We start from the raw sequence: 16,176 nt of genomic DNA, 5'->3' as shown, positions 1-16,176 counted from the left end.
CGACGCGGACCGCACACTACCGGGCGATACTCCCGCGTCGCCAACCGGCACCCGCCGATAGGCTGGGCCGGTGACTCCTGCCCAGCTCTCCACGACCATCGTCGAGGCCCTCACGTCGCTCGTCGACGCGGGTGCCCTGACCCTCCCCGACGGCGTCCCGGCGGAGGTCACGGTGGAGCGACCCCGGCAGAAGGGGCACGGCGACTACGCGACCAACGTCGCGCTGCAGCTGGCCAAGAAGGCCGGCACCAACCCCCGCGCGCTCGGCGAGCTGCTCGCGGAGCGGCTGCGCGCGGCCGAGGGCATCAGCGCGGTCGAGGTGGCCGGACCCGGCTTCCTCAACATCAGCGTCGAGGCCGGTGCGCAGGGCAAGGTGGCGGCCGAGGTCGTCGCCGCCGGCCGCGAGTACGGCCGCACCCGAGTGCTGGCCGGGCAGAAGGTCAACGTCGAGTTCATCTCCGCCAACCCGACCGGCCCGCTGCACCTGGGCCACACCCGCTGGGCGGTCCTCGGTGACGCCATCGGACGGGTGCTGTCGGCCGCGGGCGCCGAGGTGACCCGGGAGTTCTACATCAACGACCGCGGCGTGCAGATGAACCACTTCGCGGACTCCATCATCGCCGCGGCGCTCGGCGAGCCCAAGCCCGAGGACGGGTACGCCGGCGGCTACATCGACGAGCTCGCGAAGGCCGTCGAGGCGGCCAGCCCCGGCATCTTCCAGCTCGAGGGCGAGGAGCGGCGTGCCGCCGTACGGGCCAAGGGCTACGAGCTGCAGCTCAAGGAGCAGCAGGAGCAGCTCGAGAGCTTCAACACCCACTTCGACGTGTGGTTCTCCGAGCTGTCCCTGCACGACTCCGGCTCGGTGCCCGAGACCCTGCAGCGGCTCAAGGACCTCGGCCACGTCTACGAGGAGGGTGGCGCGCTGTGGATGCGCACCACGGACTTCGGCGACGACAAGGACCGGGTGCTCATCAAGTCCGACGGCGAGCTGACCTACTTCGCCTCGGACACGGCCTACTACCTCAACAAGAGGGAGCGCGGCTTCGACAACTGCCTCTACCTGCTCGGTGCCGACCACCACGGCTACGTGGGCCGGCTCCGGGCGATGGCGGCGTGCGTCGGCGACGACCCCGACCAGACGCTCGACGTGATGATCGGCCAGCTGGTCAAGATCATGCGCGACGGCGAGGAGCTCAAGCTCTCCAAGCGCGCCGGCACGATCGTGACCCTCAACGAGCTCGCCGACGAGATCGGCGTCGACGCGCTGCGCTACTCCCTGGCCCGCTACCCGGCGGACTCGCCGCTGGTGCTCGACGTCGCCGAGATCACCAAGCAGTCCAACGACAACCCGGTCTACTACGTGCAGTACGCCCACGCGCGCACCTGCCGGATGATCGAGAACGCCCGCGACCTCGGCATGTCGCTGCCCGACCTGACCGGCGCCGAGGGTGGCTTCGACCCCTCGCTGCTCGCGCACGAGCGTGACGGGGAGCTGCTGCGCGCCCTGGCGGAGTACCCCCGCGTCGTCGCCAGCGCTGCCGAGCTGCGTGAGCCGCACCGGGTCGCCCGCTACCTCGAGGACACCGCCTCGGTGTTCAACAAGTGGTACGACACCCGCGAGTGCCGGATGCTGCCGCAGGGCGACGAGCCGGTCCAGCCGGTCAACGAGGCCCGCCTCGTGCTCACCGTCGCCACCCGCACCGTGATCGCCAACGGCCTGGACCTGCTGGGCGTCTCCGCGCCGGAGCGGATGTGAGCGGGCACGTCTCGCCCGGCGGCTTCACCGGCACCTCGCCGGTGTGGCTGCGCGAGCCCGAGGACGTCAACGCGCTGGTGCCCGCGCTGTGGCCGGCGTCGGCGAGCAAGGACGACGACGGCGTGCTGCACGTCGGCGGCGTCTCGGTGCCGGACCTGGTGGCCAACGTGAACACCCCGGCGTTCGTCCTCGACGAGGGCGAGTTCCGCGCCCGGGCGCAGGCCTTCCGCGACGCGTTCAGCGGCTACGACGTCTACTACGCCGGCAAGGCCTTCCTCTGCACCGCGGTCGCCCGCTGGGTCGCGGAGGAGGGGCTGTGCCTCGACGTGTGCAGCAACGGTGAGCTGACCGTCGCGCTGCGTGCCGGCGTCGACCCGGCCCGGATCGGCTACCACGGCAACAACAAGACGGCCATGGAGCTGCGCCGCGCGGTGCACGCCGGCGTCGGGCGGATCATCGTCGACTCCTTCCAGGAGGTCGAGCGCCTCGCCGACGTCGCCCGCCAGCTCGGCACCACCCAGGCCGTCATGGTCCGGGTGACCGCCGGCGTCGAGGCGCACACCCACGAGTTCATCGCCACCGCGCACGAGGACCAGAAGTTCGGCTTCTCGATCTCGTCCGGCGCGGCCCTCGAGGCCGTGCAGATGGTGCTCGCCCACGACAGCCTCGACCTGCGCGGCCTGCACAGCCACATCGGCTCGCAGATCTTCGACACCTCCGGGTGGGAGGTCGCCGGCCGCCGCGTGCTCGCGCTGCACGCGCACGTCGCCTCCGAGCTGGGCCACGTGATGCCCGAGCTCGACCTCGGTGGCGGGTTCGGCATCGCCTACACCACCCAGGACGACCCGGCGGAGCCGTCGCTGCTGGCCGAGCAGATCACCCGGATCGTCACCGGCGAGTGCGCCGCCCTCGGCATCGACGTGCCGCACCTGTCGATCGAGCCCGGGCGCGCGATCGTCGGCCCCGCGATGTGCACCGTCTACACGGTCGGCACGGTCAAGGAGGTCGAGCTCGACGCGGGCGCCTCGCGCACCTACGTCAGCGTCGACGGCGGCATGAGCGACAACATCCGCACCGCCCTGTACGACGCCGACTACTCCTGCACGCTCGCGTCCCGCGCGTCCACGGCCCCGCCCGTGCTCGCCCGGGTGGTCGGCAAGCACTGCGAGTCGGGCGACATCGTGGTCAAGGACGAGTTCCTGCCCGGCGACATCGGCCCCGGTGACCTCGTCGCGGTGCCGGCCACCGGCGCCTACGGCCGCTCGATGGCGTCGAACTACAACCACGCGCTGCGCCCGCCGGTGGTCGCGGTCCGCGACGGCCAGGCCCGCGTGGTCGTGCGTCGCGAGACCGAGGACGACCTGCTCGCGACCGACATCGGCTGACCCGGCCGGTCGGGCCGTCAGCCCCGGCCGAGCAACCGGACCGGTCCGTCGCCGGACTCCGCGAGCGCGTCCCCGGGGTTCGCCAGCCGGCACGAGCGCATCGACAGGCAGCCGCAGCCGATGCAGTCGTCGAGGGTGTCGCGCAGCCGCTCAAGCCGGGCGATCCGCTCGTCGAGCACCGAGCGCCACGAGCGCGACAGCCGGGTCCAGTCGGCCTTGGTCGGGGTCCGGCCCTCGGGCAGGGTCGCCAGCGCGGCCCGGATGTCGGCCAGCGAGATGCCGACGCCCTGCGAGACCCGGACGAACGCGATCCGGCGCAGCACGTCGCGGTGGTAGCGACGCTGGTTGCCCGCCGTGCGCACGCTGCTGATGAGGCCCTCGCGCTCGTAGAAGTGCAGCGCCGACACCGCCACCCCGGCGCGCCGGGCCACCTCGCCGGGCGCCAGGTCGTGGGTCCTGATCTCCTGGTTGACGTCGCTCATTGACCTCAACATTAGTTGAGGTTGTCGGATGGCTGCATGCACGCGATCCGACAGCACGCCTACGGCCCGCCGTCCGTCCTGCAGCTCGAGGAGCTGCCCGACCCCCAGCCGGGTCCCGGCCAGGTCCGGGTCGCGGTCGAGGTCGCCGGCGTGCACCTGCTCGACACCTACCTGCGCGCGGGCAAGGGGCCGGCGACCGTGGCGGCACCGGCCCTGCCGGTGGTGCCCGGCCGGGAGGTGGCCGGCGTCGTGGACCGGGTCGGCGACGGGGTCACCTCCGCGTGGCTCGGCCGACCGGTCGTCGTACACCTCGGGCCGCAGGGCAGCGGTGGCTACGCCGAGCTGGTGCTGGCCGACGTCGACCGGGTGCGCGAGCGCCCGGCGGGGATGGACGCGGCGACGGCCGTGGCGGCGATCGGCACCGGGCGCACGGCCGCGGGCATCCTCGACCTCGCCGGGATCACCGCCGACGACGTCGTCGTGGTCACCTCGGCCGCAGGCGGCCTCGGGACCCTGCTCCTGCAGGGCGCCCGCAACACCGGTGCCCGCGTCGTCGGCCTGGCCAGCGGCGACAAGCTCGAGGTGGTGCGCCGCTTCGGCGCGCACACGGCGGTCGACCGCCGCGACCCCGCCTGGCCGGACGTCCTGCGCGCCGCCGAGCCGCGGCTCACCGTCCTGCTCGACGGCGTCGGCGGCGACCTGCCGCGCGCCCTGCACGCGATGCTCGAGCCCGGCGGCCGGACCGTCCGCTTCTCCGGCGACCGCGAGGGCTACGACGAGGCGGACCGCGAGGTCGTCGACGTCCTCGGCCCGGCGATCACCAGCCGGGTGGCGGAGCTGGAGAAGGACGCGCTCGAGGCCGCGGCCGACGGGTCCCGGGTGCCGTTCGTCGGCACGGTCCACCCGCTCGCCGACGCCGCACTCGCCCACGAGGCGCTGGAGGCCGGCCGCGCGGTCGGCAAGGTCGTCCTGGTGGTCGGCCGGTGACGGCGGTCGTCGACGCCGCGGTGGGCTCACCGTGGCGGGGCCGCTACGCCCGCACGACGGTCGGGGTCTTCGCCCTGGCCTTCCTCTTCGCCTTCGAGGCGCTCGCCGTGGCCACGGTGATGCCCGACGTGGCGGCCGACCTCGACGGGCTCAGCTGGTACGCCGTCGCGTTCGCCGCGCCGCTCGCCGCCGGCGTCGTGGCGCTCGCTGCCAGCGGCGTGCAGGTCGACCGGCTCGGGCCCGCGCCGGTGCTGCGCCGCGGCCTGCTGGTTTTCTGCGCCGGCGTCACGGTGGCCGGGCTGGCGCCCACGATGCCGCTGTTCGTCCTCGGCCGGCTGGTGCACGGGTACGGCGGCGGGCTGATCGGCGTCGCCCTCTACGTCGTGATCGCGCAGGCCTACCCGGAGGCGATGCGGCCGCGGGTGTTCGCGGTGCTGACGACCGCGTGGGTGCTGCCGGCGCTGGTCGGTCCGCTGCTCGCCGCGCAGGTCGCCGAGCTCGTGGGCTGGCGCTGGGTGTTCCTCGGGGTGCCGGCCGTCGCGGTCGCGGCGTGGCTGCTGGTGGCCGACGCACCGTCGCGCCCCGGGCCGGCCGCCGACCGTGACGCCCGCGATCGCGGCAGGCTGCGGTGGGCGCTCACCGCAGCGGCCGGTGTGCTGGCAGTCAGCCTCGGCGGCCAGCAGGTCGTGGCCTGGTGGCCGCTGCTGGTCGCGGTCGGCCTCGGCGCGGTGGTGGCCGGCGCAGGCCGGGTGCTCCCGGCCGGTGCCTGGCGCCTGGGCGCCGGCCTGCCCGCGGTGATCGGCTCCCGGGCCGCCATCGGCACCGCGTTCGCCGCGGCCGAGGTCTACGTGCCGCTCCTGCTCGTGCTGGAGCGGGGGCTGAGCCTGGCCCAGGCAGGCTGGGTGCTCACCACTGGCGCGGTGACCTGGTCGACCGGCGCCGTGCTGGCCGCCCGGTGGCGGCTCCTCGCGGACCAGCCGGGGCGGGTGCGGGCCGGCGCGCTGCTCCTCGGCAGCGGCATCCTCGGCCTCGCGACGGTCTCGTTGCCCGTCGTACCGCTGGCGGTGGTGGTCGCCGCGTGGGGCGTCGCCGGGCTGGGCATCGGGATGGCCTTCTCGACTCTCTCCGTCCTCGCCCTCGCCACCGCCGCGGAGGGGGAGGCCGGTCGCACGTCGTCCTCGCTGCAGCTCGCCGACCACCTCTCCAACAGCGTCGGGGTCGCCGTCGGCGGGGTCGTCTTCGCAGCGTTCGCCGAGTCCGCGCCCGCGCCCGCGGCGACCGGACTGGTCCTGGCGGCCGCCGTCGTGGCGTTCCTGGCGCTGGTGCCTGCTGCGCGGCTGCGGGACTGAGCGGGCCGGCCCAGGCCGGTCAGGCCGGTCGGCCCGCGCGGTGCACGGCGACGCGCGCCGGGCGCACCGCCCGCCCGAGCTCGGTGACGACCAGGCCGGGCTCGACCAGCTCCGCGACCGTGCGGTCCCGGGCGGTGTCGTCGGTCGCGACCACCTCGACCGCCTCCATCGTCGTGGCGTCGAAGACGGCGCCGGGGGAGGGTGCGACCAGCCGGCCACCGCGGCCCTCGATCAGGCGCTCGAGCCCGCCGGCGACGGCCGTGAAGGCCTCGCGCTCGCGGCGCGACCGCGCGGTGGCGGCGCAGGCGCTGGCGTCGCGGTGCAGGGCGAGCAGGTCCACCAGGAGCGGGACGTCGGCCCCGGCCCGGGCCCGGGCCGCGGCCGCCCGGCCGTCGTCGACCAGCTTGTCGATGCTGGCGGCCTGCCGGGCCACCAGCCGGCCGACGTCGACCACGGCGTCGGCGAGGTCCTGCAGCGTCGGTTCGGACATCCGCGAATCGTAGCCAGCGTGCACCCCCCGCAGATAGGCTCGCCGCCGTGGCCGTCCACGGAATCGACCTCGGCACCACCTGCTCGGCGATCGCGCGGACGGACGCGGGCGGTCGGCCCGAGGTGCTCGTCGGCATGACCGGCGAGCCGACGGTCCCCTCGGTGGTCCTCTTCGCCTCCGGGCGCGAGCACCTCGTCGGCGAGGGCGCCCGCCGTCAGGCGCGCCTCGACCCCGAGCACGTGTGCGCGCTGGTGAAGCGCCGGATGGGCGACTCGGAGTGGCGCTTCGTCGCGCACGGGCGCACCTGGTCCGCGGCCGCCGTGTCGTCCCTGGTGCTGAAGTCGGTCTGCGAGGACGCCGCCTTCGGCTCCGGCGAGCCGGTGACGTCCGCGGTGATCACGGTGCCGGCGTACTTCGGCGACGAGGAGCGGCGAGCGACCACCCTCGCAGGCACCTACGCCGGCCTCGACGTCGTCGACGTGCTCTCCGAGCCGATCGCCGCTGCGCTGTCGTACGGCTTCGGGCGGCTCGACGGCTCCTTCGGCCTCGGCAAGGGGGAGGACTACGAGACCGTCCTGGTCTACGACCTCGGCGGCGGGACGTTCGACGCCACGGTGATCGAGCTCGCCGACCGGCGGATCTCGGTGCTGGCCGTGGACGGTGACCACCAGCTCGGCGGCGCCGACTGGGACGAGCGGATCTGCCTGCACCTTTCGCGGCAGTTCTGCGCGGAGAACCCGGACGCCGAGGACCCGCTCGACGACTCCGCCGGCAGCCAGGAGCTGGTGCTCGCCGCGCAGCGCGCCAAGCACGACCTCTCCGAGCGCGAGGTCACCGAGGTCGTCGTCAGCCACGACGGCGCCCGTTCGACCGTCACGCTCACCCGCGCCGAGCTGGAGGACATGACCTCGGCGCTGCTGCGCCGCACGGTCGACCTCACCCGGTCCTGCCTCGAGGCGGCGGCCCGCCGCGGCGTCGGCCGGGTCGGCCGGGTGCTCATGGTCGGCGGGTCGTCGCGGATGCCGATGGTCGCCCGGGCGCTGCGCGCGGAGCTCGGCATCGAGCCGGAGCTGCACGACCCCGACCTCGCCGTCGCCAAGGGGGCCGCGCTCTACGGTGCCAAGAAGGAGCTCGAGCGCCTCGTCGAGGGCGACCTGCTCACGCGCGGCCGGCTGCGGGCGGGCGAGCGGATCGAGGACGCCGCGCCCGACGACCTCGACGCTGCCTGCCGGCGGGTCGCCGACGCGCTGGGCCAGCCGCTGTCCCAGGTGCGCCGGGCGATCGAGGTCCGCGTCGACACCGTGGTCTCCCGCGGCTTCGGGGTGCTCGCCGCGCACCCGCTCACCGGCGAGCTCGAGCCGGTCTGGCTGGTCCACCGCAACGACCGCCTGCCGATCGACGTGGGTCGCTCGTTCGGGACCGTGCGCCCGGACCAGGACGCCATCAACATCCGCATCGTCGAGCAGCAGGGCCAGGCCGAGTCGATGCGCGTGCAGGACGTGAAGCTGCTCGTCGCCGGGATGATCGAGGGCATCCCTCCCGGCTACGACGCCGGCAGCGAGGTGCAGGTCCGGTTCACGATGGGCTTCGACGGGCTGCTGACCGTGCTGGCCCACCACGTCGACGCCGGGATCCCGCTCCGGCTCACCGCCCAGACCGGCGCGACGCTGTCCCAGGCCGAGGTGGCCCGCGAGCGCGAGCAGCTCCAGCGCACGCGGCGGCGCGACGCGTGAGCGTGCGGGCGCCGTTCGACGGCAACGACTACCGCAAGCGGGTGCTGGCCGCCGTCCACCGCCGCGGCGGCCTCGAGGCCTCCGACCCGTTCGAGCTGTACGACGTGCCCGTCGACGACGTCACCCGGTGGAGCGAGGAGGACGTGGCGACCCGGGTCGGTGAGGTGTGGGGGTTCTGGCAGCGCCAACGCGACCACCCGAAGTACGGCACGCTCGTCGGCCTGCTCGTCGCGACGCACGACGAGAACAGCGCCGACCTGCTCGACCCCTCCCGGCGTGCCGCGGCCGCCGAGCAGGTGCGCCGGCAGCGCGAGGCCCGCGACGCCGCCCGGTTCCAGCCGCTCGACGAGGCCGTCTCCCGGCTCGTGCAGCGCCACGGCGGCATCCCGCGCGACAAGCTCGAGGGACTCGTGGAGGTCGGTGCGCTCGGCGGGCTCACCCGCGCCGAGGTCGAGCTCCGCCTGCGCCGGCACCGCGTCGTCGACCCCGCACCGGCCGCCCCGGCGACCCCGCCGCCGGCGGCGCCGCTGGTCAGCGACCACCGGCGCCAGCAGGTCCGCGACCTGCTCGACGAGCTCGGCCGGCTTGAGGAGCAGCCCCCGCCGCCGACCCTGCTGGCGCTGCTCGGCCTCGACCCGGGCGCCGACGACGCGGAGGTCGCCCTCCGCGCCGAGGCGTGGCGGGCCCGCTGCCGCGAGCTGCCGCCGCTGCGGGTCCGGGCCGTCGCCGACGAGCTGATGGTGCACGTCGCCGAGCTGCTCGAGCGCGGTCCGGTCATGCGCGACGCCTACCTCGACGCGGTCCTCGTCGACGTGCAGGTGCGGTTGCGTCCGCGGGTCCGTGCCGCGGCGCTCGTCGAGGACCGGCTGACGGCCGAGGACCACGAGCACCTCTACGAGGAGGCGCTCGCGCTCGGCCTCGACCCCGCCCGGGCCCGGGAGGCGATCGCCGGCCTCGCCGCCGAGCTCGACGTCGAGGTGGAGCCGGTGTCCGCGCGGCGCCCGTCCCGGCCCGCCCCGCCCCCGGCTCCCGCCTCGTCGGACCCGTCGACCCCGCCGGCCCCGTCGCGCCCGGCCGAACGCCCGTGGGAGGCCGGCCTGCGCGCCGCCCGCGCAGCCCTGCGCCGCGGTGCCCTTCTCGAGGCCCGCCGGCTGGTCGGCCAGGTGTCCGCGAGCGGCGACCCCGCTGCCACGACGCCCCTGCGCGCCGTCGCCGACGAGGTCGAGCAGGCCGTCCGCGAGGCCGAGCTGCAGTGGCGCGCCGCGGCCGCCGCCCTCGGGGCCCGCCGCTTCGCCGAGGCCGTCGAGCACCTCGAGCACCTCGCCCGGGTGGCGGCCGACCTGCCGCCACCCGCCGGCCTCCAGCCAGCAGCGGCCGAGCTGGCCCGTGCCCGGGCCGAGGTCGCCGAGGCCGACGCCCGCACCGCCGCTGCCCGCAGCGCTCCCGACCCGGTCGCCGCGCTGGTCGCGGTGCTCGAGCGGTGGCCCCAGCACCCGGGGGCGGTGGCGGCCCTCGCCGCGCTGCCGCTGCGCCCGCCGGGGAGCGTGCACGCGCGCCGCGACGCCTCCGGAGCGGTCGTGGTCGAGTGGCAGCCGTCGCCGACCGCCGGGGCGTCGTACAAGGTCAGCCGGGTGGAGCCCGGGGGACGCACCAGCGTCGTCGGCCGCACCGCCGCCACCCGGATCGAGGACGGCGGCGCCCCCGCCAGCCGCGACGTGCCGGACTACGTCGTGGTCGCCGTCCAGCCCGGCCGGACCTCCGCCGAGTCCCGGACGGGCCGCCCGGCCCCGTCGCCCACCCCGGTCGCACCGCCGGCGGCGGCCAGCACCCCGGCACCGGTCGACATGGTGAGCGACGTGGTCGCCGCGCGCGGCGCCGACGGCTCGGTGCACGTGCGCTGGCGTGGTCCTGCCGGCGTGGAGTTCAAGGTCTCCCGCCGTGCCCCCGACGGACGCTGGCAGGTCGTCGGGCGCACCCGGGCGACGGGGATCGAGGACGGTGGCGCCCCGCCCGGCGAGGTCCCCGTGTACGCCGTCTCTGCACGCGGCGACGACGGCGTCTCGCCCGAGGTGTACTCCCGACCGACGTGAGGGCGGCCGTGAGCGCGGGGGAGCGGGCGGGCTGTCCGCGTTCTGCCATCGGGTGCTCGGCCGGGGCCGGGCGCCGATAGGGTTGGCCCGTGAACAGTCCCCTCAAGGTCGCCGTCCTCGGCTGTGGCTCCGTCGGGTCGCAGGTGGTGCGTCTCCTCGGCGAGCAGGCCGACGACCTGGCTGCCCGGGTGGGTGCGCGGGTCGAGCTCGCCGGCGTTGCCGTGCGCCGCCTCGACGCCCCGCGCGAGGTCGACGTGCCCGCCGAGCTGCTCACCACCGACGCCGCGGCGCTGGTCGCCCGCGAGGACGTCGACGTCGTCATCGAGGTGATCGGCGGCATCGAGCCGGCCCGGACCCTCATCCTGTCCGCGCTGGAGAACGGCGCCTCCGTCGTCACCGCCAACAAGGCGCTGCTCGCCGAGGACGGCCCGACCCTCTTCGAGGCCGCCGAGAAGGCCGGCCGCGACCTCTACTACGAGGCCGCCGTCGCCGGCGCCATCCCGATCCTGCGCCCGCTGCGCGAGTCGCTCGCCGGCGACAAGGTGACCCGGGTGCTCGGCATCGTCAACGGCACCACCAACTTCATCCTCGACAAGATGGACACCCAGGGCAGCGGCTTCGCCGACGCCCTCGAGGAGGCCCAGGCGCTCGGGTACGCCGAGGCCGACCCGACCGCCGACGTCGAGGGCTTCGACGCCGCCGCCAAGGCCGCGATCCTCGCCAGCCTCGCGTTCCACTCGCGGGTCACCGCAGCCGACGTGCACCGCGAGGGCATCACCGACGTCACCGCGGGTGACGTGCGCTCCGCCCGCGAGATGGGCAGCGTCGTCAAGCTGCTCGCCATCGCCGAGCTGGTCCCCTCCGACGAGGCCGGCGAGGAGGCCGGGGTCAGCGTGCGCGTGCACCCGGCGATGATCCCCCGGTCGCACCCGCTGGCCAGCGTGCGCGAGGCCTACAACGCGGTCTTCGTCGAGTCCGAGGCTGCCGGCCAGCTCATGTTCTACGGCCCCGGCGCGGGCGGTTCGCCGACCGCGAGCGCCGTCCTCGGCGACCTGGTCACCGTCGCCCGCAACCACCGCCAGGGCACCCGCGGCGTCGGTGAGTCGGCCTACGCCGACCGCACCGTGCTGCCGATGGGGGAGACCCGCACCCGCTACCACGTCGCGATCGACGTCGACGACCGCGCGGGCGTGCTCGCCGCGGTCGCGCAGGCGTTCGCCGAGCACGGCGTCTCGATCCAGACCGTCCGCCAGGAGGGCCGGGGCAACGACGCCCAGCTCGTCGTGGTCTCGCACGAGGCGACGGATGCGGCACTGTCCGCGACCGTCGAGCGGCTGCGGGACATGGAGATCGTGCGTGAGGTCACCTCGGTGATGCGCGTCGAGGGAGCCGAGGAATGACCGGTACCACCAGCCCGACCGTCGCCAACGGACAGTGGCGCGGGGTGATCGAGGAGTACCGCTCCCTCCTCGACATCCCGCAGGACACCCCCGCGGTGACCCTCCGCGAGGGCGGCACCCCGCTGGTGCACAGCGGCTGGCTCTCCGGCCTGACCGGCGCCGAGGTGTGGCTCAAGGTCGAGGGCAACAACCCGACCGGATCGTTCAAGGACCGCGGCATGACGACCGCGCTGTCCGTCGCCGTCCACGAGGGCGCCCGCGCCGTCGTGTGCGCCTCGACCGGCAACACGTCCGCGTCGATGGCGGCCTACGCCGCCAAGGCCGGCGTCACCCCGGTCGTGCTGGTGCCCGAGGGCAAGATCGCCGCGGGCAAGATGGCCCAGGCCGTGCTGCACGGCTCGCAGGTCATCCAGGTCCGCGGCAACTTCGACGACTGCCTGCGCATCGCGCGCGAGATGGCGTGGAAGTACCCCGTCGCCCTGGTCAACTCGGTCAACCCGCACCGCCTCGAGGGCCAGAAGACCGCCGCCTTCGAGATCGTCGACTTCCTCGGCGACGCCCCCGACTTCCACCTGCTGCCGGTCGGCAACGCGGGCAACATCTCGGCCTACTGGCTGGGCTACACGCAGTACGCCGCACTCGGCCGGGCCACGAAGAAGCCGGTCATGCGCGGCTTCCAGGCCGAGGGCGCCGCCCCGCTGGTGACCGGCGAGCCGTTCCCCGACCCGGAGACCCGTGCCACCGCGATCCGGATCGGCAACCCCGCCTCGTGGAAGCTCGCCGAGGCCGCGCGTGACGAGTCCGGCGGCCGGTTCGCAGCGGTGTCCGACGCGCAGATCCTCGCCGCGCAGAAGCAGCTCGCCTCCCGGGACGGCGTCTTCGTCGAGCCGGCCTCCGCCGCCGGGATCGCCGGCCTGCTCGCCGAGCTGGAGGCGGGGGAGTCCTACGCCGGCTCTACCGTGGCGATCACCGTCACCGGGCACGGTCTCAAGGACATCGCGACCGCGCTGGACGGCCTCGAGCTGCCCGAGCTGGTCGTCGACGCGGACGTGGACGCGGCCGCCGCGGCCGCAGGTCTCTGATCCAGTGGCCTTCGTGGAGGGCCCGGTCCGGGTCACCGTGCCGGCGACCTCGGCCAACCTCGGGCCCGGCTTCGACACCCTCGGCATGGCGCTCGAGCTGCGCGACACCCTCGAGGCGGAGGTCCTGCCCCAGGGCCTGGTCGTCGAGGTGTCCGGGTACGGCGACGGCCAGGTCCCGCTCGACGAGCGGCACCTCGTGGTCCGCGCGATGCGGGCGACCTTCGAGCGGCTCGGCCAGCAGCCCACCGGCCTGCGGCTCTCCTGCACCAACGCCATCCCGCACGCCCGCGGCCTCGGGTCGTCCTCGGCGGCGATCGTCGGCGGCGTGTGGATCGCCCGCGAGCTGGTCGCGGGCGGCCGCCTGCTGCTCGACGACGACGGCCTGCTCGACCTCGCGGCGCAGATGGAGGGACACCCCGACAACGTCGCACCGGCGCTCCTCGGCGGGTTCGTGATCTCCGGCCAGGACCCCGACGACTCGTTCTGGGCGGTCCCCGGCAGCGTCGACCCGCGGGTCGGCGTGGTCGTCTTCGTCCCGCCGACCCCGGTCGAGACAGAGCAAGCGCGCGGGCTGCTGCCCGACGTCGTACCCCACGACGACGCGGCGGCCAACGCCGGCCGCGCCGCGCTCCTGGTCGCAGCGCTCTCGGGCCGGCCCGAGCAGCTGCTGCGGGCGACCGAGGACCGGCTGCACCAGGAGTACCGCCGCCCGGCGATGCCCGACTCACTCGACCTCGTCGCGGCCCTGCGCGCCGACGGCGTGCCCACCATCGTGTCCGGCGCCGGTCCGACCGTGCTGGCGTTCACCGACGGCCCCGGCACCCCCGAGTCCGACGCGCTGCTGCGCCGGTGTCCGGCCGGCTGGAGGGCGCGGGCCCTCGCCGTCAGCAGTGCGGGCGCCACGCGCGCGGACTGAACGCCGGGCTCGCCTGCGGCCGGTCCCGTCGGTGGTACATTGGCGGCGCGCCGCAGTTCCCGGCGCCCGCGCGTCCCTCGGGACGTGCCAGTTCTCCGGCGCGGTGCCGGTCCCGCGGGTTCCTCCCGCTCGGTCGTCCGTGCCGGATCCAACCAGTTGCCGTTCCGTGCCGTTGACCGCCGGGACGTGCGTGTATCCGTGGGAAGGGCTCACGTGACCGAGACTCTCGACTCCACCGCCGCTGCCGGCGAGGCCCCCGGGGGCGACGACGCCCCGGCCAAGGCGCCGAGGAAGCGCGCCGGTGGACTCAACTCCATGCTGCTCGCCGACCTCAAGGCGATGGCCGGTGGCATGGGCATCAAGGGCGCCGGGAGCATGAAGAAGGCTGCCCTCGTCGACGCCATCAAGGCCGCGCAGGCCGGCCAGGGCAGCCTCCCCGAGGCGCCCGCCGAGCAGAAGTCCGAGCAGAAGTCCGAGCAGTCTGGCGGCCAGAGGGACGGCCAGAAGGACGGCCAGCCCGGCGGGTCCGAGGACAAGGGCGAGCGCCAGGGCCGCCAGCGCCAGCGCAACCGCGACGACCGCCAGAGGGACGGCCAGAAGGACGGCCAGCCCGACCAGAAGCAGGCCGACCAGAAGCAGGCCGACCAGAAGCAGGCCGACCAGGGCAAGGCGGACCAGGGCAAGGGTGGCCAGAAGCAGGGCGACCAGCAGAAGTCCGGCGACCAGAAGCAGGGCGACCAGAAGCAGGGTCAGGGCAAGCAGGGCGGCCAGGGCGGCCAGCAGAAGGCCCAGCCGAAGCAGGACGACGGCAACCGCGACAACCGTGACAACCGCGACAACCGGGCGGACGACGACCACGACGACGACGGCGAGGGCGGCAGCCGGCGCAACCGTCGCCGCCGTGGCCGCGACCGCGACCGTGCCTCGCGCGGCCGCGAGCCCGACACCGAGGTCCGCGAGGACGACGTCCTCGTCCCGGCGGCGGGCATCCTCGACGTGCTCGACAACTACGCCTTCGTGCGCACCAGCGGCTACCTCGCCGGCGCCGACGACGTCTACCTCTCCTTGTCGATGGTCCGGAAGTACGGCCTGCGCCGCGGCGACGCCGTGGTCGGGCAGGTGCGACAGCCGCGCGAGGGCGAGCGCCGCGAGAAGTTCAACCCGATGGTCCGCATCGACACCGTCAACGGCGTCGACCCGGAGCAGGCGAAGAACCGCGTCGAGTTCGAGAAGCTCACCCCGGTCTCGCCGACCGAGCGGCTGCGCCTCGAGACCGGCCCGGACGCCGTCACCGGCCGGGTCATCGACCTGGTGACCCCGGTCGGCAAGGGCCAGCGCGGCCTGGTGCTCGCCCCGAGCGACGCCGGCAAGACCGCGACCGTGCAGGCCGTCGCCAACGCGATCACGACCAACAACCCCGAGTGCCACCTCATGGTCGTGCTCATCGACGAGCGGCCCGAGGAGGTCACCGACTTCCAGCGCGCCGTCCGCGGCGAGGTCGTCGCCAGCACCTTCGACCGCCCGGCCAGCGACCACACCACGCTCGCCGAGCTCGCCGTCGAGCGGGCGAAGCGGCTCGTGGAGCTCGGCCACGACGTGGTCGTGCTCATCGACGGCCTGACCCGCCTCGGCCGCGCGTTCAACCTCACCGCACCGGCCAGCGGCCGGATCCTGCCCGGTGGGGTCGACGCGGCCGCGCTCTACCCGCCGAAGCGGCTCTTCGGCGCCGCCCGCAAGATCGACAACGGCGGCTCGCTGACGATCCTGGCCACCGCGCTGACCAACGGCTCGGTCGTCGACGACGCGGTGCTCGACGAGCTCACCGGCACCGACAACCTGCGCCTGCACCTCTCCCGCGAGCTCGCCGACCGGGGCCTGGCCCCGGCCGTCGACGTGCACGCCTCCGGTACCCGCCGCGAGGACCTGCTGCTCACGAAGGAGGAGCAGGCCGTGCGGGCCAAGCTCCGTGCCGAGCTCGCCGGCAAGGACGGCGCCGAGGCGCTCGAGCAGCTCCTCGGCATGGTCCGCAACAGCAAGTCCAACGACGAGCTGCTGCTGCGTCTCTCGCGCTGAGCGCGTCGCCCGACACCGGTTGGGCGCCCCGCGCTGGTGGGCAGCCACCAGGGCGTTGCCCAAGACGTCGGTGCTGCTCACCAGCTCGGCGGGGGTCACCTGCTCGACCGGCAACGAGCGCGTCGCCTGTCGAGGGCGGCGCGCAGGCGCTCGCTGCGCTCGGCCCGCACTTGCCCTCGACGCGCCTTCGGCGCGAGCGCCACGCTGCCGCGCGCGCGGTTGCCTTGCGTGGGTCCCGCCCCCGCCTGGCGGCAAGCCTTGAGGTCGCTTCGCCGGACTCCGGTGGTTGAGGTGCGAGGCCGCCCGCGGCCGAGCCTCGAAACCTCCGGGCCTTGGTGGCGGGCTGTGCCCGGCTCGTCGGGTGCACCGGGGCCGCTGGTTTCGAGGCTCGGCGCTGGGGCGCCTCGCACCTCAACCACCGGCGGGAGGCTCG

Annotated in this window: 12 protein-coding genes; 10 read left to right on the top strand and 2 right to left on the bottom strand. The window is 75.0% G+C overall.

Annotated features, from left to right (window positions below; translation table 11 throughout):
- Positions 1-70: 70 nt before the first annotated feature.
- Together argS and lysA are read left to right on the top strand one after the other, a co-directional pair.
- A complete protein-coding gene (gene argS / locus NOCJ54_RS0111500) occupies positions 71-1,756 on the top strand; it encodes an arginine--tRNA ligase (RefSeq protein ID WP_028655624.1) in 1,686 nt (561 codons plus the stop codon).
- Positions 1,753-3,141, top strand: a complete 1,389-nt coding sequence (gene lysA, locus NOCJ54_RS0111495; RefSeq protein ID WP_028655623.1) for a diaminopimelate decarboxylase — start codon at positions 1,753-1,755, stop codon at positions 3,139-3,141. The genes argS and lysA overlap by 4 nt, the downstream gene beginning before the upstream one ends.
- Before the next feature lie 17 nt (positions 3,142-3,158).
- Here lysA and soxR read toward each other — a convergent pair whose 3' ends face one another.
- The gene (soxR, locus tag NOCJ54_RS0111490) at positions 3,159-3,623 is read right to left on the bottom strand and encodes a redox-sensitive transcriptional activator SoxR (RefSeq protein WP_036517636.1); all 465 of its coding nucleotides are present in this window, start codon (positions 3,621-3,623) and stop codon (positions 3,159-3,161) included.
- Between the two features lie 36 nt (positions 3,624-3,659).
- Here soxR and NOCJ54_RS0111485 point away from each other — a divergent pair, with 36 nt between their 5' ends.
- On the top strand, positions 3,660-4,610 hold the full coding sequence (locus NOCJ54_RS0111485) for a zinc-binding dehydrogenase (protein WP_028655621.1): 951 nt from the start codon (positions 3,660-3,662) through the stop codon (positions 4,608-4,610).
- A complete protein-coding gene (locus tag NOCJ54_RS25305; RefSeq protein ID WP_051485756.1) occupies positions 4,607-5,959 on the top strand; it encodes an MFS transporter in 1,353 nt (450 codons plus the stop codon). Before NOCJ54_RS0111485 ends, NOCJ54_RS25305 begins: the two co-directional genes overlap by 4 nt.
- 19 nt (positions 5,960-5,978) lie before the next feature.
- Here the strand turns inward: NOCJ54_RS25305 and NOCJ54_RS0111475 are convergent, their stop codons facing one another.
- Positions 5,979-6,449: a nucleotide exchange factor GrpE gene (locus tag NOCJ54_RS0111475; RefSeq protein ID WP_051485755.1), complete on the bottom strand. Its 471-nt coding sequence runs from the start codon at positions 6,447-6,449 to the stop codon at positions 5,979-5,981.
- A gap of 47 nt (positions 6,450-6,496) precedes the next feature.
- Here NOCJ54_RS0111475 and NOCJ54_RS0111470 point away from each other — a divergent pair, with 47 nt between their 5' ends.
- The 6 genes from NOCJ54_RS0111470 to rho all read left to right on the top strand — a co-directional run bounded on the left by NOCJ54_RS0111470 (position 6,497) and on the right by rho (position 15,743).
- On the top strand, positions 6,497-8,182 hold the full coding sequence (locus NOCJ54_RS0111470) for an Hsp70 family protein (RefSeq protein ID WP_028655619.1): 1,686 nt from the start codon (positions 6,497-6,499) through the stop codon (positions 8,180-8,182).
- Positions 8,179-10,272, top strand: coding sequence for an Ig-like domain repeat protein (locus NOCJ54_RS25300; RefSeq protein ID WP_157514874.1), 2,094 nt, complete (start codon positions 8,179-8,181; stop codon positions 10,270-10,272). The genes NOCJ54_RS0111470 and NOCJ54_RS25300 overlap by 4 nt, the downstream gene beginning before the upstream one ends.
- 89 nt (positions 10,273-10,361) lie before the next feature.
- The gene (locus NOCJ54_RS0111460) at positions 10,362-11,672 is read left to right on the top strand and encodes a homoserine dehydrogenase (protein WP_028655618.1); all 1,311 of its coding nucleotides are present in this window, start codon (positions 10,362-10,364) and stop codon (positions 11,670-11,672) included.
- Entirely contained in the window at positions 11,669-12,754 is a 1,086-nt protein-coding gene (thrC, locus tag NOCJ54_RS0111455; protein ID WP_051485753.1) for a threonine synthase, read from the top strand. The genes NOCJ54_RS0111460 and thrC overlap by 4 nt, the downstream gene beginning before the upstream one ends.
- A gap of 4 nt (positions 12,755-12,758) precedes the next feature.
- Positions 12,759-13,670: a homoserine kinase gene (thrB, locus tag NOCJ54_RS0111450; RefSeq protein WP_028655616.1), complete on the top strand. Its 912-nt coding sequence runs from the start codon at positions 12,759-12,761 to the stop codon at positions 13,668-13,670.
- Positions 13,671-13,985: 315 nt separating this feature from the next.
- Complete coding sequence (gene rho / locus NOCJ54_RS0111445) at positions 13,986-15,743, top strand: transcription termination factor Rho (protein ID WP_084255095.1); 1,758 nt, start codon at positions 13,986-13,988, stop codon at positions 15,741-15,743.
- The last annotated feature ends 433 nt before the right edge of the window (positions 15,744-16,176 follow it).

Origin of the sequence: Nocardioides sp. J54 (assembly GCF_000519005.1) — a bacterium.
Classification (GTDB): Bacteria; Actinomycetota; Actinomycetes; order Propionibacteriales; family Nocardioidaceae; genus Nocardioides.
Note: the sequence above shows the minus strand (reverse complement) of the source record. Positions and strands in the feature narration are given on the sequence as shown.